Origin of the sequence: Vibrio breoganii (assembly GCF_024346795.1) — a bacterium.
In the GTDB taxonomy this organism is placed as follows: Bacteria; Pseudomonadota; Gammaproteobacteria; order Enterobacterales; family Vibrionaceae; genus Vibrio; species Vibrio breoganii.
Window position 1 is genome coordinate 2,275,227 of sequence record NZ_AP024864.1, and the last position, 19,251, is coordinate 2,294,477.

Genomic DNA, 19,251 nt, shown 5'->3' on the forward strand with positions numbered 1-19,251 from the left:
TACCAATCGTAGTAGATAACTTTGATTGGTATAAAGCCCCAACCTTAGGTTGAGCCCTTACAATACAAGACCATAGATCAGCCAATTTCAACAAACATATCGTCATTAACTTGGCTCGTACAAGCAAGAAAATACCCTTGCTCTACGTCTTCCTCACTAAGAGGCCCAGTGGTAGAGCTCACTACTTTGTCTTTATCACCCTTACAACGACAGCTTCCACATACACCGGCACGACAAGCGGCAAAGATAGGTAAGCCCTCTTTCTCTAGCGCCTCAAGCACAGTTTCATCATCAGAGATGGCCACTTCTGTGCCATTGACACTTAACGTGTGAGACTGATCACCCGAACCTGTAGCCACTTTTTCGATGGCTCCGTGGAACTGCTCGTGATGCACTTGGTCAGCATTCACCCCTAATGCATCAAACCATGTTTTCGCCGATTGCATGTAAGCCTCAGGCCCGCACATTAATACAGTGCGAGAGGAAATATCACTGACTTGTAATTGCAGAAGCTCTTGAGATAAGCGCCCATGATACTGACCTAATTCATCATCACGGCTTACCGCCCAAATCAATTTTAAATTTGTATACTGCTTTGCAAGCGCCTCTAGCTCTTGCACATAGATGCGATCACTTGGGGTACTAGCACTGTGAACAAACACAATATCCGCATCAGGGTTTTGCGCTAATCGAGCCTGCAACATTGAATAAACCGGCGTGATCCCGCAGCCCGCACTTAGCATCAATAATGACTGTTCATCCACTAACTGAATAGTAAAGTCTCCGGCTGCACTGCCACTACGTAAGCTGTGGCCAACAGAAAAACTGTCCGCAAGATAGTTTGATACTAATCCACCCTCTACGCGCTTGATCGTTAGACTGCAGTGTTTCTCACCCGGCATGGAGGCCAGTGAATAACAGCGCTGATGGGTCTCTCCCTCAATATCCACTTCAAGAGGCAAGAATTGCCCTGGAATAAAATCAATATCACCACTGGTTTCAAACCAATAAGTCGTTACATCGGAGGTGTCTTGGCGAATGTCTGTACAGGTCAGTTGCATCTTTAAAACTCATAGTTAGCAGTCAAAAAAAGAGGAGCTAAGCTCCTCTATGTGGTTCAAGCTTGGATTAACCTAGGATATCAGCAAGATCCTGCTCAACCGTAGTGATCAAGCGAAGGCCCGTTTGCTCATTAAGATGATTAAGTAGGTTCTCAGTTAAGAATGCTGGCGCGGTAGGACCTACGCGGATATCTTTAATACCCAGAGCTAATAGAGTCAGCAATATGGCAATCGCCTTTTGCTCAAACCAAGACAGAATCAACGACAGAGGCAATTCGTTTACACCACACTCAAACGTATCAGCCAAAGCCAGTGCTAACTGAATTGCAGAGTAAGCGTCGTTACATTGGCCCACATCCAATAGACGCGGAATACCATTCACGTCGCCAAACTCTAGGTCGTTAAACTTAAACTTACCGCATGCAAGAGTCAGGATCAGCGTATCTTGAGGCGCTGCTTTGGTGAACTCTGTAAAGTAGTTACGCTCTTTTTTATCACCATCACACCCGCCAACTAGGAAGAAGTGACGGATATTGCCCGCTTTCACTTGCTCGATGACGGCAGGTGCTGCTTCCATTAATGCGTTATGAGCAAAACCTGTGGTCGTGTACAGCGGGATCTCGTCAAACTTGAAGCCTTCACACTCCAGCGCTTTCTCAATCACAGCAGAAAAATCATGCCCTGTGTGATGCTCAACACCAGGCCAACCTACGATATTACGAGTGAACATACGATCCGCATAACCATTGGTTTCTGGGTTGATCAGACAGTTAGATGTCATCACGATTGCGCCAGGGAAGTTCGCAAATTCTTTTTGCTGGTTTTGCCAAGCACTGCCGTAGTTACCGACTAGATGCGGGTGTTTACCACCCAGTTCAGGATATGCGTGCGCAGGCAGCATCTCACCGTGGGTATACACGTTGATGCCCTTGTCTTTGGTTTGCTCAAGGATGTATTTCAGGTCAATAAGGTCGTGACCTGATACCAAGATCGCCTTACCTGCGATGGGCTTCATGTTCACTTTAGTAGGAACAGGGTGTCCAAAGGCCTCAGTTTCGCCGGTATCTAGCATTTTCATTACGCTGTAGTTCAAATGACCACATGCCATAGCAAGCTCAAGAAGCTCATTCATTTCACTTGGGTTCTCACCAAGGCGAGCCATAATGCGGTGGAACTCAGCGTACACTTCGTCGTTTTGCTGACCAAGGATACGTGCGTGCTCCATATAAGCGGCAACACCCTTTAGGCCATATAGGGCAAGTAGACGCAGACCTAAGATATCTTCACCCACTTCACTCACATCGTGGTTCAGCGCAGTATCCGTTGCTTTGCTTAGTAAGGTGACTTTTTCGGCTTCAATGGTGAATTGCGCAGCACCTTCAAGCACTTTAGGCTCAACGTTTTGCAGCACACATGCCGCCTCGTAAGCCGCTTTTAGCTTAGCTTTGTAAGAAAGCGCTTGTTCTGTGTATTCAATCAAACGTGCATCATCGAAGTTCACGTTGGTCAAGGTTGCAAAGAATGCTTGTGGCACATACGCATCTGCTTCTGAGTCTACAACACCTAGATCGCGCGCTGCATTGGCGTACGCGCTCACACCTTGAAGGATGTAAATCAATACGTCTTGTAGATCAGAAATCTCTGCTGTTTTACCACACATACCCATGGCGTATTGGCAGCCATTGGCAACTGGAGTTTGCATTGTTTGCTCACATTGAATACAGAACATTTCGCCTTCCCTTAAATGATATTTAAAATATATGTTATGAGTGACAAATATTAGTCTTTCATCATCCTTTAAAGAAGTATTTTAATTGCAACTTAATGACTAACTGATCTAGATCAATAAAAACCAGCAGTGAATGAGAAGCAGTTGTATTTGTTAGGCGTGGCGGGCAAAAATCAGGCAGAACTATCCTAGGTCCACGCAAAGTAACGATGAATAAAGGATAAAAAAAATCGCTACTGACTTAAGCCGTAGCGATTCTTAGGAAGATTAGAGGCAGAGATAACTCATAATGATCGCATCTTCACGACCACCAGCGGTTGGGTAATAGTTGTTGCGTCTATCGACTTCATTAAAGCCAGCATTAAGGTATAGCGATTGAGCTATTTGGTTTGATTCACGTACCTCAAGCCAAATACTATCAATCCCCTTTTGCTCACACATTTCAATAAAGCCCTCAACCAGCTTGCTACCCAGCCCTTGTCCTTGGCACTGCGGGTCTATCGCGACATTAAGTAAGGTCACTTCGCCGACAATATTCTGCGCATAAAAATAACCGACAACTTGATCATCTTGGACAAAAGCAAAGTGCATAGCCCCGCGACTGGCAAGATCGTCAATCATAGAGCGTTTCCAGGGATGAGAGTGTGCTTTAGATTCTATCTGCCACACCTTCTCTAGGTGCGATGGCGCTAACGGGACAAGATCAGGCATTGGCTTGTAGTTGATTCCATAGTTGACGACGGTTTTGGTTGTGACCATCTATCTCAGAGAGTGCTGGAGATGCGATAACTTTAACGCCGTCGAGTGGCTGCGATGCACAATCACTGAACCAAAGCCATTGCAGGGAATGCGCACCCAACTGCTGAAGTTGATTAGGATAAAGATGTCGGCAATTGCTAAGATCTAACTTCATCGCCTTCAATACTTTTTGTAGAAATTCAGCGTAGTGCCCAGAAGGCACTTGAGGTGACACAAACAATAGCTTCACCGAGCCCTCAAGTGAGATCTCAGGTTGTTGATAGCCTTGAAGTTTCTCAGGGTGGGCAAGATGCCACTCCTGAATGTCCATTTCAGCTAAAAATGCAGAGGAGTTGTTTGATTTCAATGGAGCCTCAGAATTGATCAAATTCTTCACAGTATTCAATAAGACCAGAAAGGCCATCGAAGCTTTCGCCGGTCAGATCTAATACCTGAAAAACACCGACAGGTAGATCCCATTGACAACGAAAACGGTTCTTTTCAGCACACGAGAAACCGAAGCGAGAGTAGTATTCAGGTTCACCTAATACAACACAGGCAGAGTAGCCAAACTCCAACAATGAATCTAGGCCTTCTTTGATCATCTTCTCTGCAATGCCCTGATTACGGTAATCTTCGTGCACAGCTACAGGCGCTAACCCCTGCCAACCATAATCATTACCAGAAAGGGTTACCGGTGAGAACTGAGCACAACCGATCACTTTCCCTTCGTCATCGCTTGCCACGATACTTAGGGTGATTTTGCCATTCTCTCTAAGGCTATTAACCAACTTTGATTCAGCATCTGTTGGAAAAGCGTGCTCTAAAAGAGCGAGAATTCCAAGGTTGTCTGCAGGCGCTTCAGTTCTAATAAGCATTTTCAGTCTCTCTCATCGAGTTTGATGATAATTCAGTTGAGGTCTGAACGCCTTTAGAAACGAATGTTGCTAATTGCTCCAAGCCAACTCTCACTGTTTTTGGTAGTGCATCTAGGTCAACACTGTCCATTAGGTTCTTAACTTCTAACCCTAGTTCAGTATCACCTTCAATGCTTAAGCGACGTTGGAAAAACAAGGTATCAGGGTCTTCTTTTCTTCCTGCGATGAGAACCAGATCATTCAATGAGCCACTAAAGCTAACATGATGTTCCGTTTGTTCAGTATTGACCAATAGCTGTCCGTCATCACAACTGATGAACCAGCTAAGATCCATATCGCTAACAGAAACCTTCAGCCACTTGCCCTCGAGAAATTCAAAATCGCCATCTTCCAATGCTTCTTTAAAAGCAAGTTTGAGGCCTTCTAATAGGGTCATACTTTGAATCTTTGCTGGCATTAATTTGGCAGGAACACGAAAAATGGTCGCGGCATTTGCGACTAATTGTTGTCTAACTTTCTCAAGCACGATTACTACTCTCATCCATAGTTTGGTGCTCATCATACTGAATTGCGCAAATAAATGAACTGAGTTTGGTCAAACTACTACATAGCGCGATTAAAAATCATACAGGCGAATAACAAAACTGCCCCATATCAATTACCGACTCATCACCTGTAGATAAACTGCTTCACTATTTGCTCAGTAAATTATCAGAATTATGGAACTACTCTGCCCCGCGGGTAATCTACCTGCACTGAAAACAGCCATTGATTGTGGCGCGGATGCGGTTTATGTCGGCTTTAAAGACGATACTAATGCCCGTCACTTCGCTGGTTTAAACTTCAACGGTAAAAAATTCGAGAAAGCGGTGCAGTATGTGCACAACGCCAACAAGAAAATTCATGTGGCATTAAATACCTTTGCTCAGCCATCAGGGTTTGAGCGATGGACCAATGCTGTGGATATGGCAGCGCAAAATGGCATTGATGCCCTCATTGTGGCCGATATTGCCGTATTAGAATACGCCGCAAGACGCTACCCAGAGCTTGAGCTTCATCTGTCAGTTCAAGCATCCGCGACCAACGTCGCCGCGGTTGATTATTACCACAGTAACTTCAACATTAAGCGTGTAGTTCTGCCACGAGTGCTATCCATTCACCAGGTTAAACAGCTTTCTAGAAATCTTACCTCTGATGTGGAACTGGAAGTCTTTGCCTTTGGCAGCCTATGTATCATGTCTGAAGGTCGCTGTTACCTGTCTTCTTACCTGACAGGGGAATCCCCAAACACCGTTGGCGCATGCTCTCCAGCTAAATATGTTCGCTGGCAAGAAACCGATTCTGGCCTTGAGTCTAGACTGAACGAGATCCTAATTGATCGCTACGCTCAAGGTGAAAATGCGGGCTACCCAACCCTATGTAAGGGTCGCTTCAATGCCACCGTTGAGGGTGAAAACAAGCTCTACCATGCTCTAGAAGAGCCCACCAGTTTAAACACCTTGTCCCTATTGCCTGAGCTATTTGCCGCCAATGTGGCATCCGTGAAAATTGAAGGTCGCCAACGCAGCCCCGCTTACGTTGAGCAGGTGACTCGTACCTGGCGCGCAGCGATTGATGCCTATCAGCGAGATCCAGAAAACTATCAGGTACAGCCTGAATGGGACAAAGCACTGGCCAACGTATCAGAGGGAACCCAAACCACCCTCGGCGCATATCATCGCAAATGGCAATAGTAGGAGATATTAATATGAAGTATTCATTAGGGCCTCTACTCTACTTTTGGCCAAAACAAGATGTAGAAAGCTTTTATCAGCAAGCAAAACAATCTAATGCTGATGTCATTTACCTGGGTGAGTCAGTGTGCTCGAAACGCAGAGAAGTGAAACCAAAGCATTGGTTTGATATCGCCAAAGAGCTTGCCGATTCAGGCAAACAAGTGGTGCTCTCCACGATGGCGTTACTTGAAGCACCGAGTGAGGTGAACATCATGAAGAAGTACATCGATAACGGTGACTTCGCTATTGAAGCCAATGACGTCTCTGCTATTCAACTGGCCAACGAAAAAGGCGTGCCCTTTGTTGTAGGGCCTGCGGTTAATACCTACAACGCGCATACGCTCAATTTGTTCCTTAAACAGGGAATGATTCGTTGGTGTATGCCGGTAGAGTTGTCTCGTGATTGGCTATCCAATACCTTGAATCAATGTGATGAGATTGGTATCCGCAATAAGTTCGAGGTTGAAGTATTTAGTCACGGCTATTTACCTCTGGCCTACTCCGCACGTTGCTTTACCGCGCGCGCAGAAAACAAGGCAAAAGATGACTGTGAGACCTGCTGCATTAAGTACCCTACCGGTCTTAAAGTGGACAGCCAAGAAGGCCAGACTGTTTTTAATTTAAACGGAATCCAAACTCAGTCAGGCTATTGCTACAACCTAGGGAACGATATTCCATCAATGCAAGGATTGGTTGATGTGGTTCGTTTGAGTCCGCTTGGGGTAGATACCTTTACGCATCTTGATGCCTTCAAGGCGAATGAAGCGGGTGAAAGCCCGATTATCATTGAAGATCGCCAGTGTAATGGTTACTGGCATCAAATTGCAGGACTTGAACTGCGTTAAGTCGATTGGCGAACTAGCAGTTCTATAGGGGGAAGTCGCGGTGTCAGCGGCTTCCCTATCTCTAAGATGCGGATCATAGACTCGGCGCATACTGCCCCGATCTCTTCTATGGGTTGCCTCATCGTTGTCAACGACGGCGTGAAATATCGCGAAGTGGCGAGATCATCAAAACCGATTACCGCTACATCTTCTGGTACTCTTAACCCTCTATCATGCAGCGCTTTAATTGCGCCATACGCAGTTTGATCGTTACCAGCAAAAATAGCTGTAAACGGCACTTTAGAATCAAGCAATTCAATGGTGTTGTGATACCCTGACTCACTGTTGAAGTCGCCTTGTTTAATTAACTGGGGTTTGATGTCCAGTCCCGCTTCCCTAAGCGCATGCTTGTACCCTTCAAAGCGTGCAGCCCCATCAGGCTGCTCTTGTATTCCTTTGATATGAGCAATTTGGGTGTGGCCCTTTTGCAATAAATGCAGGGTTGCCATGTAGCCACCAATAGAGTTATCGATACTCAATGAGTGCACATTTTCGCCGGAGAGTTGGTATCCAACGGCAATAACAGGCAGTGATTTGGCATAATCCATGATTTGCTGCGGTTTAAGATTACCGGTCACAATAACAACACCATCAACATCACTTTTCTTTAGGTACTCTAAGGCATGCAACTGGCTTTTGGGTTGCCAATGACCTGCTGCAATTAAGATTGAATAGCCACAGGCAATAAGCACTTTTTCCATATCTTCAATGATGCGGGTCGTGTGCGGGCTTTCGGGGTTTTGAACCAGAACGCCTATGGTTCTGCTCTTATTTAATCTCTCATTACATTTTGCTACGCGAGCGCGATAGCCTGTCTGACGAATGGCCTCAAGAATATCTCTCTTTTTGTTATCCGCAATATAGGTGGTTTGGTTTAAAAACCGAGATACTGTGCTTGCGGAAACGCCCGCAATTTCAGCAACTTGCTGAACAGTAACCTTCTTATTTGCTTTAGACATATCCATGACTCTCCGCAAATCCTTATTAAGAAGTCACGAGCTGCATATCAGTGACGGATTCACGTATCACCAACGCAGGAAGCAAGCGAAACCTCACCTGTGTTTTGCTCTTATTCAGTTTTTGGAACATCAGCTCCACCGCTTCCATACACATTTCCTTAATAGGAAAGCTGACGGTAGTCAGTGCTGGCGTAAGGTAGCGTGCAAAATTGACGTTATCAAAGCCAATCAATGAAATATCGTCGGGTACAGAAAAGCCTTGTTCTCGCAGGGTTTCATACGCGCCAAACGCCATGTGGTCATTACATGCAAACACAGCCGTGAACTCACGCTCTCGACGTAGCAGCTTTGCCATGACCGTATTACCTGAAGTCTCGGTATATCCCCCTTCACACACCAACATTTCGTCATACGGAATATCCGCTTCTTCAAGTGCTCTGCGATAACCCAATAAACGAGCTCTAGCATCCGCCTCTGATAAAGGGCCGGAGATACAGGCAATGGATGTATGCCCTTGCTTGATGAGGTGCTGCGTGGCGATACGTCCACCCAGTTCATTGTCAATGTTGATACAACTGCGAGGCATTTCAGGGATTGTACGATTGAGGACCACTAAAGGGACACCTTGATCTTCTAGATTGATCAAATAGTCATCGGTAAGGTTTGGTGTGAGCAGAATGATCCCGTCGACTCTTCTTCCCAGCAGGAACTCAATGGATTCTTTTTGATAGTGCTCCGAGGATTGGCCTGACGTGACCACGGTGTGATAACCATAGCGACTAAGAGTGCTTTCAATGTTGTTGAGGATCTCGGAATAAAAAGGGCCACCCAATTCAGGAACAATGATCCCAATGCTGCCTGTACGTGTGTTGCTTGGGGTGCGGCCAAAGGCACTCAGTTTGTATCCAAGTTCTCGGATCGCCTTTTCGACCTTCAATTTTTTAGTGTGACTCACCCGTGTGGTGCCATTGACGACACGAGACACTGTTGCTTGAGACACTCCGGCCAGCTCTGATACATCCTTAATTGTTGCCACTTTTACCCCCAACTAAAAAGAAAGCGCTTTCTTGGGTTGGGACAATATCAATGAAGTGACATAAAATTAAGGAAGAGGATCACAGGCTCAAGATCTAAACTAAAACGATCTCTAGAAATTTGACCCGCATAACGCTTTCTGGAACGAAAACATTTGTCGGACATAAAAATAAGGACGTTTTAATAACGAAAAGTGGGCACTTACGTGCCCCAACCGACGGGAGTTATTTTGTCGAAAAATGGCCCCTTCAAGGGAAAAGGGGCCAATTGAAGAACTTACATCAAATTAACAGTTAGCTAGTGCTTACCACCATGCTTCGAACATAGCACCAACAGTTAGAGTGTCTGGGTTGCTAGTTACGTATGAACCATCTGCATTCTTAGAGATGTACTCGTTGTCCGCTTCACCCACTGTTGCGTAGAAGCGAAGCATTGGGCGAGACCAAGTCATTCCACCGATTGCGATGTTTTGAGAAAGTGTTACTTTCCAAGAGGAGTTAGTTGCGTCTTCATCATCGAAGTCAACTACGTTATAGCCACCCTCTAACCATGTAGAGTGAACGTCGTTCCACTGGTATGTAGGACGAACGATAACATTGTATTGAGCACGATCTTCTACTGCATCGCCCTCTAGCGCTTGGTAAGACGTCAAGTATTGGATACCTGCATTATCAGTTAGACTTACGCCACCGCTAAAGCTGAATAGCAACGCGGTTTGGTCTTCTTTGAGGTCGTATACACTATCAATAGCATTGTCTGAGTAACGAACAACAAATTTTTGTCCAGAGAAGTTAGCTTCAGCAGCTACTTGGTATGCGCTATCTGCTACATTCGCATCGTTTTCAAGCTTCTCAGATTTAAATCCGTAGTTTGCGTAGAATGCTAGATCTAAACCGCCGAAGTTCATGCCATGGAACTTAGATGTAATAGCGTACTTGCCGTTATCACCTACCATGTCGTCTTCAACTTGACCAACAAAGCCAAGGTCAAACTTAAGTGCGCTAAGATCTAAGTTATAGAAACCTGCACCTTGACCATCGTGTGTCATCCAGAAGTAATCATCGATGTCTGTTTGTGGACGTTGGTGGAAGTCACGACCAGCCCAAATGTATAGGTCTGGTTGAGATTCAAATACATTAGATGCACCAGCGTACATTTTCTTAACGTTTGTACCGCCATCAGTAGCCCAAGAACCATCAGCCCAGTGGTCAATCATGAACACTAAGTCCCAAACTGCGCCTGCGTCACTTTCAAAAGAACGAGAGAACTGGAACTCACCGCCGTTTTGTTCGTTACCTAGACGGCCAGTTTTGTTACCACCACCGATACCACCAGCAGTACCTACGTAAAGAGAATCACCGCTTTGGTAACCAGCACCGTAGCGAGCGTAACCTGAGAATACAACGCCAAGAGGAAGTTCAGGTTGAGTGTTCTCGATAGCAGAACCCTGCACATTAACAGCTTCGCCAGCGGCACGAGCTTCGATATCAGCAAGACGTTCTTCTGCTTGAGCTATAACCTCAGCAAGGCGTGCTTCCATTACAACGGTATCATGATTATCTGCCAGTGCAGCGGCAGAAGCTAGCGTACCAGCCACGGCTAGGGATAGAGGTAAGAGTTTAAAAAGTTTCATGTTATTTCCTAGTTTTGTTATAGGTTTTATGTCCACGAAACAAATGTTATCTAATGAAAGAGATGAAAGTTCAGCGATGCCTCACAATGAATGATGCATAAGAATCCCATGAAATATTCACAGCTCATATGAAACACATCACATCAATAAATACAACAAGTTAAGACCTAAAGCACTATTAAGTAAACTTTGAGAAAGCGGTTTCATTTCATGGGATAGCGGAAAATGGTCACAAAAATATCAAGGGAAGAAATGAGTTTTTGATGAATTTCTTTCATAACTTTCACGTTTTTGAAATTTATGAAAGAAATGAAAACTATAACGCTGATGAATTGAACAATAACTAGAGTGATGGGAGTAAAAACAAAAAATACCGTCTCAATGAGAACGGTATTTATAAGAGTCTAGAGACTGAGGTAAGTTCAATAAAATGACATTAATTATTCACTTTCTTGCGAAGCTTACTCTAGTTGCTGTTTTCGCTCGGCGCGAATATCAGAAAAAATCCGCCCTAACTCAAGAAACGCGTATCTATGTTCAACATATTCGTAGACGTTCAAGCTTAAAGAAAGCTTATACAAGCTAACCGCTTCAGCATACTCGCCTTCTAGCTGGTGTCGCTTCGCTAGATAGAAATAGGCCTCAGTTAAACGCTGAGCTAAGGTAAGGTTGTCTTTCGCGCCTGCCGCGATCTCCATGAAGGCATCATCTTCCGGTACTTCATCCAGCATCAAACCCACCAGAACCCAGCCCCACTGTTGGTCACGATTCGCGTAGCTGGTAGTCAGTTTCTCGAACGCTTGCTGCTGATTGGTTTCATGTTCTACGATATACAACCATAATGCGCGAAACGGGTCGCTTGGGTCATCATTGTAATGACGAGTCATTTCCTCTAGAGCTAAATCTACTCTATCACCGTAATAGAGCGCTATCGCCCTGTTACGCTCTGCATACTGATTATTAGGGTCTAATTCTAACGTGGAATCAAACGCCTCATAGGCTGCGTCATACTGCCCTACCTGGGTAAAATAAACGCCAAGCAAGTTGAAGATATCCGGTTGAGCCGGATTAATCGATAAGCTTTGATTGAAGTCGTAACGTGCCAACTCTCGTAGCCCTAGGCTATCGTAGTAAACACCACGCTGAAAATGCAGCTCTGCCCTTTCTTGATCATTAATATCATTGCGCAGTAGCAGTTGCGTTGTGCGCGCAATCTGTACTTCTTGTTGGATTGAAGGCTGTAGAGGAACGGCCATTGGTGGCGGCGCCCATTGTTGACTTTGACCGCCGATGCTTGAACAGCCGGACATCATCAGTACTACACCCGCTATCAGCACACTAAACCATTTCACGAAATACTACCTCCATGTGGATCATCGAATTCGAATCATATTCCTTTAGCATAGAAAAAGAGGAGCTAAAAAGCTCCTCTTTATTTACACATACATCAATTTTTTCTTAAAAATCAATATTATTCAGCGGCTGGTGCTGCGTCATCTGCTGCAGGAGCTTCAACAGCTTCCTTCATGCTTAGACGTACACGACCTTGACGGTCGATCTCAAGAACCTTAACTTTTACTTCTTGGCCTTCAGTTAGGTAATCAGATACTTTCTCTACGCGCTTATCAGCGATTTGAGAGATGTGTACTAGACCATCTTTACCAGGAAGGATAGTTACGAACGCACCGAAGTCAGCTAGACGAGCTACTTTACCCATGTAGATAGTACCTACTTCTACTTCAGCCGTTAGCGCCTTGATGCGGTCGATTGCATCTTGTGCTTGTTCGCCAGAAGTTGCAGCGATCTTCACTGTACCGTCGTCTTCGATTTCGATAGTAGTGCCAGTTTCTTCACAAAGTGAACGGATAACTGCGCCGCCTTTACCAATAACGTCACGGATCTTCTCAGGGTTGATCTTCATTTGGTGGATACGTGGAGCGAATTGAGAAATCTCTTCACGAGCACCAGAGATAGCGTCATCCATTACAGATAGGATGTGCTTACGTGCACCTTGCGCTTGGTTAAGAGCAATTTGCATGATCTCTTTAGTGATACCTTCGATCTTGATATCCATCTGCAGTGCAGTGATACCGTCGTTAGTACCGGCTACTTTAAAGTCCATGTCACCAAGGTGATCTTCGTCGCCTAGGATGTCAGAAAGAACAACGAAGTCGTCGCCTTCTTTAACTAGACCCATTGCGATACCCGCAACAGAAGCTTTAATTGGCACACCTGCATCCATAAGAGCAAGAGAAGTACCACATACAGAAGCCATTGAAGAAGAACCGTTAGATTCTGTGATTTCCGATACAACACGAACTGTGTATGGGAATTCTTCAACAGAAGGCATTACCGCTGCAATACCACGCTTAGCCAGTTTACCGTGGCCGATTTCACGACGCTTAGGAGAACCAACAAAACCAGTTTCACCTACACAGTATGGAGGGAAGTTGTAGTGCAGTAGGAAGTTGTCTTTACGCTCGCCTGTTAGCTCATCGATGATTTGTGCATCACGTTGAGTACCAAGAGTAGCAGTAACGATCGCCTGAGTTTCACCACGAGTGAATAGTGCAGAACCGTGAGTACGTGGAAGAACGCCAGTACGTACGTCTAGAGCACGAACCATGTCTTTTTCACGACCATCGATACGTGGGTTACCCGCGATGATGCCACGACGAACTACTGTCTTCTCAAGATCATGGAAGATAGTGTGGATTTCTTTCGGGTTAAGCTCAGCGTTTTCAGCAAGTAGCGTTGCTTTTACTTCGTCGCCGATCTGATGGATACGGTCATAACGCGCCATCTTTTCAGTGATTTGGTAAGCTTCAACAACTTGAGCTTCTGCTAGTGCAGCAATCTTGTTTACAAGCTCAGTGTTTTCAGCTGGAGCTTCCCAGTTCCAAGAAGGAGTTGCTACTTCTGCAGCAAATTCGTTAATCGCTTGGATAGCAACTTGTTGTTGGTCGTGACCGTAAACAACAGCCGCTAGCATCTCTTCTTCTGTTAGGTTGTCTGCTTGAGACTCAACCATAAGAACAGCGCCTTCAGTACCAGAAACAACTAGGTCAAGCTTAGAGCTTTCTAGTTCAGTCATTGACGGGTTAAGCACTAGCTCGCCATCGATGTGAGCAACACGTGCTGCACCGATAGGACCGTTAAATGGAACACCAGAGATAGACAATGCTGCAGATGTTGCAAGCATAGTGATCATGTCTGGTTGAACGTCAGGGTTAACAGACATTACTGTCGCGATAACCTGAACTTCGTTCTTGAAGCCTTCTGGGAATAGAGGACGAATTGGACGGTCGATAAGACGAGCCGTTAGTGTTTCGCCTTCAGAAGGACGGCCTTCACGCTTGAAGAAACCACCAGGGATTTTACCTGCAGCGTAAGTACGCTCTTGGTAGTTTACTGTTAGAGGGAAGAAATCTTGGCCTTCTACCGCTTCTTTTTTAGCAACAACAGATACGAATACTGAAGTATCGTCCATTGTCGCCATAACAGCAGCGGTAGCTTGACGTGCAATTACGCCAGTCTCTAGAGTAACCGTGTGGTTACCGTACTGGAAAGTCTTAACAACTGGTTTTTCGAACATTCTTGTTTCCTTGTTCCATAGCCTTTGAGCCATAGAAAAATTTAGTGAAAACCCAAACCATTACTAATCGCGACTAGTAAAAACAGACTAAAGACGGGGTCTTGAATCTACTTGTAATAGTCGCGACCTATTGGCCGACAATCTGTGACTGTAATGTGTTGGGTCGGTAGCTATTCGTGAAAATACAAATAACGAGGCGTAGTATAAACTACTTGCGTTAGATTTTGTAATCTAGAGCGGAAAAAGCTGAATTATACCTGAAAACATTCTCGTCAGAGTATTGTTCAACCTTATTTAGGATGGGGCAACAGATACAAAAAAAGGAGCCATAGGCTCCTTTTTCTTCAAACTGCTTGACGCAGTCGCTTAATTAGCGACGTAGGCCTAGACGTTTGATTAGGTCTTGGTAGCGAGCTAGGTTTTTACCTTTAAGGTAATCTAGAAGCTTACGACGGCTAGAAACCATACGTAGCAGACCACGACGGCTGTGGTGATCGTGCTTATGGTTAGCAAAGTGACCTTGAAGGTGGTTGATAGAAGCTGTAAGTAGAGCTACTTGAACTTCTGGTGAACCTGTATCGCCTTCACCTTGTGCGTATTCTGCAACGATTGCTGCTTTAGTTTCTGCATTCAGAGACATAATTCTCTCCTGATAAGAGTAAGTTTAAAAGTTGTAGCGCCAATCTCTGATTCAGCCACTACGCGAAGCGCGAATTATACGGATAAGACTTTGGTAAAGCAAGGGGTAAGATCGGTTCAGTAGAACTAAGGTTCTATGGCCCTAGGTTCTAGGACCTAGGACCTAGGAATGTTTCTAAGCCTGCTCTTCGCGAAACACCACTAAGCGTTTCGGTGCGATACGTCCATCGTCATCGATTTCAGCAACGCCGATGAAGGTTTTTTCTTCACCTGAAGTCATGCGAACCACGCCTTCGCTTGGCGCGCCAAATACCTGTACAGGTTGACCGTGCTGAACCATATCCGTTAATTCTGGAATCAAGTTCACTTCTGGTAGGTCCTCTACCGCGGTATCCATGGGTAGCAATAGCTCATCCAATAGTTCCTTCGGTGCAATCTCTTCAGCATTCGCTTTATCAAGCAGCTCTTGCAGTTGCTCCAGCGTCACCATCTTTTCGTATGGATATTTAGCAACACCTGTACGGCGCAAGTAAGACACGTGAGCACCACAACCCAACATTTCACCAAGGTCATCAACAATAGTGCGGATGTAGGTACCTTTAGAGCAGTGAACTTCGAGTTCAACTTCGTCACCATCAAAGCGAATCAGTTCAATCTCGTACACAGTGATCTTGCGAGATTCGCGAGGGACGTCGATGCCTTGACGTGCATATTCATACAGAGGCTTGCCCTGGTACTTCAGCGCAGAGAACATAGAAGGGACTTGATCCGTGGTACCACGGAAGGTCGCAATCGCGTCTAACAGCTGCTCTTTGGTTACTGAAACTGGGCGTGTTTCCACTACCTCACCATCAGAATCCGAGGTGTTAGTACGCTCACCCAACTTAGCAATGGTGCGATAGCGCTTATCTGAGTCCAACAAGAACTGCGAAAACTTGGTCGCTTCACCTAAGCAGATAGGCAGCATGCCTGTTGCTAGAGGATCAAGAGCACCTGTATGGCCCGCTTTTTCAGCAAAGTAGATGCGCTTTACTTTCTGTAGCGCATCATTTGAAGAGATTCCGGTTGGTTTATCCAGCAATACGACGCCGTTAACTGGACGACCTTTACGACGTCTTGCCATTACTCTTCGTCCTCGCGACCTGACTCTGCTTTCTTCTTAGCATCTTTAGAGACAACTTCGCTCACAAGGTTAGACATGCGCATGCCTTCAACGAGAGTGTTGTCATAAACAAAGCGAACTTCAGGAGTTAGGCGAAGGCGGATACGCTTACCTAGCATCATGCGAATCTCAACTTCATGCTCTTGAAGAGCAGCAAGGCAAGACTCTGGCGTTTGCTCACCCACACAGAAGAAGGTAACAAACACTTTGGCAACCGCAAGGTCACGAGAGACTTCTACGTCAGAAATGGTCACCATTCCGATACGAGAATCACGAACTTCACGCTGTGTTAAAACAGCCAGTTCTTTTTGCAGTTGTTGCGACACACGCTGTGTGCGGCTAAATTCTTTTGACATTTCTTTTCTCACTTTAGAAAAAATAATGAGGGGCATAAGCCCCCCATGGTGTATTCAACAACCAATTATCTAACCTTAGGGGTCAGACAATTTTTGTCAATGTGTTGATTAGTCAAGAGTACGCTTAACTTCAACGATTTCGAATACTTCGATTTGGTCACCAACGCGAACATCATTGTAGTTCTTAACGCCGATACCACACTCGTAGCCATTCTTAACTTCTTGTACGTCATCTTTGAAGCGGCGTAGAGATTCTAGCTCACCTTCGTAGATTACAACGTTTTCACGAAGTACACGGATTGGGTTGTTACGCTTAATCACGCCTTCAGTAACCATACAACCAGCGATTGCGCCCAGTTTAGGTGACTTAAATACGTCACGTACTTCAGCAAGACCAATGATTTCTTGTCTGAATTCTGGAGCAAGCATACCGCCCATCGCTTGTTTAACTTCGTCAATCAATTGGTAAATGATTGAGTAGTAACGAAGGTCTAGGTTCTCGTTTTCGACAGCGCGGCGAGCAGATGCATCAGCACGAACGTTGAAACCAAGTAAGATAGCGTTAGACGCTGCAGCAAGTACTGCGTCAGTTTCAGTGATACCACCAACACCAGAACCTACGATGTTCACTTTCACTTCTTCAGTAGAAAGTTTACGTAGAGAATCAGCGATAGCTTCCACAGAACCCTGAACGTCAGCTTTAAGTACAACGTTAAGCTCAGCAACTTCACCAGCCGTCATGTTAGAGAACATGTTCTCTAGTTTCGCTTTCTGTTGACGTGCTAGTTTCACTTCACGGAATTTACCTTGACGGTAGTTTGCTACTTCACGAGCTTTACGCTCATCACGAACTACAGTTGCTTCGTCACCTGACGCAGGAACACCAGATAGACCGATGATTTCTACAGGGATAGAAGGACCTGCTTCTGTGATTTCAGCACCGTTCTCATCGCGCATTGCACGAACACGGCCGTATTCTTGACCACAAAGTAGGATATCGCCTTTGTTAAGCGTACCAGACTGAACAAGAACCGTTGCAACAGGACCGCGACCTTTATCAAGGCGAGATTCTACAACCACACCAGATGCCATGCCTTCTGCTACCGCTGTAAGTTCAAGAACTTCAGATTGTAGAAGGATAGTTTCTAGTAGACCTTCGATGTTAGTACCTTGTTTCGCAGAGATGTGAACAAACATGTTCTCACCGCCCCACTCTTCAGGAATAACGTCGTACTGTGCTAGTTCGTTCTTAACGTTGTCTGGGTTTGCACCCTCTTTATCGATCTTGTTCACTGCAACGATCAATGGAACGCCAGCCGCTTGTGCGTGCTGTATCGCTTCCACAGTCTGTGGCATTACGCCATCATCTGCAGCAACAACTAGAACTACGATATCTGTCGCTTGAGCACCACGAGCACGCATTGCGGTAAACGCGGCGTGTCCAGGAGTATCCAAGAAGGTAATCATACCGTTCTCAGTCTCTACGTGGTAAGCACCGATGTGCTGGGTAATACCACCCGCTTCCGCGTCAGCAACGTGTGCTTTACGAATGTAATCAAGTGTAGAAGTTTTACCGTGGTCAACGTGACCCATGATAGTAACAACAGGAGCACGTGATACAGACTCAAGTGAGCTGTCACGATCTGACATTACTGCTTCTTCTAGTTCGTTCTCTTTACGAAGAACCACTTTGTGACCCATTTCTTCAGCAACAAGTGCTGCAGTTTCTTGGTCGATTACTTGGTTGATAGTCGCCATAGCGCCCATCTTCATCATAACCTTGATCACTTCAGTCGCTTTAACTGACATCTTGTTAGCCAGTTCAGATACAACGATGGTTTCGCCGATTGCAACGTCAGCTTTTGCTACTGTTGCTGTCTTATCGAAACCTTGTTGCATTGAAGTCGGCTTAGCTAGCTTGCCTTTACGACCGCGCTGACCGCGTTGGTTACGGTTGTTACCACGAGCGTTTGCATTAGCATCAGCTGGCTTTTTCTTCTTCTTCTTACGTTGGCCACCGCCATCTGCACGACGGTCAGCTGCATCTTCAGCTTCACGAGCGTAAGTAGAAGTCGTGACGTGGTAGTCCGTAGTCTCGGTCTTCTTAGTTTGTTCTTCTTTTGCCCAGCGCTCTGCATTTTCTTCTGCAAGTTTACGTGCGTCTTCAAGAAGTTTTTCTGCTTCTTGTTCCGCTTTGCGCTTAGCTTCTTCTTCTTGGCGACGTTTTAGGTCAGCCGCATCTTTTGCTGCTTGATCTTTCACTTTACGCTCTTCAGAGTCAATTTGTGGAGCTTCAGTTGAGTTAGCTTTCGCCTTAGCTGCTGCTTCTTGTTTCGCTTTTTCATCAGCGTCACGTTTTGCTTTTGCTTCTGCTTCACGCTGTGCTTTTTCTTCAGCTTCGCGTTTCGCTTTCTCTTCAGCTTCTTGTTTCGCTGCAACTTCTGCTTCTAGGCGAGCTTTTTCCTCAGCTTCTAGACGAGCTTGCTCATCAACAGAGCTACGCTTCACGTAGGTACGCTTCTTACGTACTTCTACTGTCACATCCTTGCTCTTGCCGCCGCCAGCTGCAACACTCAGTGTGCTTCGCTTCTTACGTTGTAAAGTTAGACGGGTTGGTTCAGACTCGCCAGACGTATCACCATGTTCTTTCTTCAGGTGCGTCAACAATGCCTGCTTTTCTTCGTCAGTGACATTGTCGCTAGAGTTCTTTTTCAGACCTGCGTCTTCTAATTGTTCAATTAAGCGCTCAACCGGCGTACCAATTTCTTCACTTAGGGCTTTAACTGTAAGTTGTGTCATGCAACTAC

General features: G+C 45.5%; 17 protein-coding genes. 2 read left to right on the forward strand and 15 right to left on the reverse strand.

The annotated features are described in order from the left end of the window. Window positions 1–77: 77 nt before the first annotated feature. From OCU35_RS10565 to ubiT, 6 genes are all read right to left on the reverse strand, one after another. On the reverse strand, window positions 78–1,061 hold the full coding sequence (locus OCU35_RS10565) for a hybrid-cluster NAD(P)-dependent oxidoreductase (protein ID WP_261825343.1): 984 nt from the start codon (window positions 1,059–1,061) through the stop codon (window positions 78–80). Window positions 1,062–1,128: 67 nt separating this feature from the next. Beyond that, window positions 1,129–2,790, reverse strand: a complete 1,662-nt coding sequence (gene hcp / locus OCU35_RS10570) for a hydroxylamine reductase (protein WP_017242904.1) — start codon at window positions 2,788–2,790, stop codon at window positions 1,129–1,131. Window positions 2,791–3,057: 267 nt separating this feature from the next. Then, on the reverse strand, window positions 3,058–3,501 hold the full coding sequence (gene rimI / locus OCU35_RS10575) for a ribosomal protein S18-alanine N-acetyltransferase (RefSeq protein ID WP_017028890.1): 444 nt from the start codon (window positions 3,499–3,501) through the stop codon (window positions 3,058–3,060). Beyond that, a complete protein-coding gene (locus OCU35_RS10580; RefSeq protein WP_261825344.1) occupies window positions 3,494–3,895 on the reverse strand; it encodes a DNA polymerase III subunit psi in 402 nt (133 codons plus the stop codon). The genes rimI and OCU35_RS10580 overlap by 8 nt, the downstream gene beginning before the upstream one ends. A gap of 7 nt (window positions 3,896–3,902) precedes the next feature. After that, window positions 3,903–4,406 carry a GNAT family N-acetyltransferase gene (locus OCU35_RS10585; RefSeq protein WP_017028892.1) on the reverse strand — a complete coding sequence of 168 codons (504 nt, stop codon included), beginning with the start codon at window positions 4,404–4,406 and terminating at the stop codon, window positions 3,903–3,905. Next, a complete protein-coding gene (gene ubiT / locus OCU35_RS10590) occupies window positions 4,396–4,932 on the reverse strand; it encodes a ubiquinone anaerobic biosynthesis accessory factor UbiT (protein ID WP_017242906.1) in 537 nt (178 codons plus the stop codon). The genes OCU35_RS10585 and ubiT overlap by 11 nt, the downstream gene beginning before the upstream one ends. 193 nt (window positions 4,933–5,125) lie before the next feature. On the opposite strand from ubiT, the gene ubiU reads away from it, so the two are divergent. Continuing rightward, window positions 5,126–6,139, forward strand: coding sequence for a ubiquinone anaerobic biosynthesis protein UbiU (gene ubiU / locus OCU35_RS10595; protein WP_065209501.1), 1,014 nt, complete (start codon window positions 5,126–5,128; stop codon window positions 6,137–6,139). A gap of 14 nt (window positions 6,140–6,153) precedes the next feature. Next, on the forward strand, window positions 6,154–7,026 hold the full coding sequence (locus tag OCU35_RS10600) for a U32 family peptidase (protein ID WP_102360336.1): 873 nt from the start codon (window positions 6,154–6,156) through the stop codon (window positions 7,024–7,026). Here the strand turns inward: OCU35_RS10600 and OCU35_RS10605 are convergent. The 9 genes from OCU35_RS10605 to infB all read right to left on the reverse strand — a co-directional run bounded on the left by OCU35_RS10605 (window position 7,023) and on the right by infB (window position 19,243). Then, window positions 7,023–8,024 carry a LacI family DNA-binding transcriptional regulator gene (locus OCU35_RS10605; protein WP_026026333.1) on the reverse strand — a complete coding sequence of 334 codons (1,002 nt, stop codon included), beginning with the start codon at window positions 8,022–8,024 and terminating at the stop codon, window positions 7,023–7,025. The two genes, OCU35_RS10600 and OCU35_RS10605, sit on opposite strands and share 4 nt — an antisense overlap. 25 nt (window positions 8,025–8,049) lie before the next feature. Next, window positions 8,050–9,060 (reverse strand): LacI family DNA-binding transcriptional regulator, encoded by a 1,011-nt coding sequence (locus OCU35_RS10610; RefSeq protein WP_017028897.1) that lies wholly within the window; start codon window positions 9,058–9,060, stop codon window positions 8,050–8,052. A 303-nt stretch (window positions 9,061–9,363) separates the two neighbouring features. After that, entirely contained in the window at window positions 9,364–10,692 is a 1,329-nt protein-coding gene (locus OCU35_RS10615) for a carbohydrate porin (RefSeq protein WP_261825345.1), read from the reverse strand. A 461-nt stretch (window positions 10,693–11,153) separates the two neighbouring features. Beyond that, entirely contained in the window at window positions 11,154–12,044 is an 891-nt protein-coding gene (gene nlpI / locus OCU35_RS10620) for a lipoprotein NlpI (RefSeq protein WP_261825346.1), read from the reverse strand. 119 nt (window positions 12,045–12,163) lie between these two features. Then, complete coding sequence (gene pnp / locus OCU35_RS10625) at window positions 12,164–14,287, reverse strand: polyribonucleotide nucleotidyltransferase (RefSeq protein ID WP_017028900.1); 2,124 nt, start codon at window positions 14,285–14,287, stop codon at window positions 12,164–12,166. Between the two features lie 370 nt (window positions 14,288–14,657). Then, complete coding sequence (gene rpsO / locus OCU35_RS10630; protein ID WP_017028901.1) at window positions 14,658–14,927, reverse strand: 30S ribosomal protein S15; 270 nt, start codon at window positions 14,925–14,927, stop codon at window positions 14,658–14,660. A gap of 174 nt (window positions 14,928–15,101) precedes the next feature. Further along, a complete protein-coding gene (gene truB, locus OCU35_RS10635; protein WP_017031239.1) occupies window positions 15,102–16,049 on the reverse strand; it encodes a tRNA pseudouridine(55) synthase TruB in 948 nt (315 codons plus the stop codon). Next, window positions 16,049–16,444 (reverse strand): 30S ribosome-binding factor RbfA, encoded by a 396-nt coding sequence (gene rbfA, locus OCU35_RS10640; RefSeq protein WP_261825347.1) that lies wholly within the window; start codon window positions 16,442–16,444, stop codon window positions 16,049–16,051. The genes truB and rbfA overlap by 1 nt, the downstream gene beginning before the upstream one ends. A 108-nt stretch (window positions 16,445–16,552) precedes the next feature. Beyond that, window positions 16,553–19,243 (reverse strand): translation initiation factor IF-2, encoded by a 2,691-nt coding sequence (gene infB / locus OCU35_RS10645; RefSeq protein ID WP_065599002.1) that lies wholly within the window; start codon window positions 19,241–19,243, stop codon window positions 16,553–16,555. Between the last annotated feature and the right edge of the window lie 8 nt (window positions 19,244–19,251).

Bases quoted from the DNA above. Each gene is read 5' to 3' on its own strand.
- rbfA (WP_261825347.1), bottom strand. From the start codon at position 16,444: ATGTCAAAAGAATTTAGCCGCACACAGCGTGTGTCGCAACAACTGCAA.
- hcp (WP_017242904.1), bottom strand. From the start codon at position 2,790: ATGTTCTGTATTCAATGTGAGCAAACAATGCAAACTCCAGTTGCCAAT.
- infB (WP_065599002.1), bottom strand. From the start codon at position 19,243: ATGACACAACTTACAGTTAAAGCCCTAAGTGAAGAAATTGGTACGCCG.
- OCU35_RS10600 (WP_102360336.1), top strand. From the start codon at position 6,154: ATGAAGTATTCATTAGGGCCTCTACTCTACTTTTGGCCAAAACAAGAT.
- OCU35_RS10565 (WP_261825343.1), bottom strand. From the start codon at position 1,061: ATGCAACTGACCTGTACAGACATTCGCCAAGACACCTCCGATGTAACG.
- rimI (WP_017028890.1), bottom strand. From the start codon at position 3,501: ATGCCTGATCTTGTCCCGTTAGCGCCATCGCACCTAGAGAAGGTGTGG.
- OCU35_RS10615 (WP_261825345.1), bottom strand. From the start codon at position 10,692: ATGAAACTTTTTAAACTCTTACCTCTATCCCTAGCCGTGGCTGGTACG.
- truB (WP_017031239.1), bottom strand. From the start codon at position 16,049: ATGGCAAGACGTCGTAAAGGTCGTCCAGTTAACGGCGTCGTATTGCTG.
- ubiU (WP_065209501.1), top strand. From the start codon at position 5,126: ATGGAACTACTCTGCCCCGCGGGTAATCTACCTGCACTGAAAACAGCC.
- pnp (WP_017028900.1), bottom strand. From the start codon at position 14,287: ATGTTCGAAAAACCAGTTGTTAAGACTTTCCAGTACGGTAACCACACG.
- OCU35_RS10585 (WP_017028892.1), bottom strand. From the start codon at position 4,406: ATGCTTATTAGAACTGAAGCGCCTGCAGACAACCTTGGAATTCTCGCT.
- rpsO (WP_017028901.1), bottom strand. From the start codon at position 14,927: ATGTCTCTGAATGCAGAAACTAAAGCAGCAATCGTTGCAGAATACGCA.
- OCU35_RS10605 (WP_026026333.1), bottom strand. From the start codon at position 8,024: ATGTCTAAAGCAAATAAGAAGGTTACTGTTCAGCAAGTTGCTGAAATT.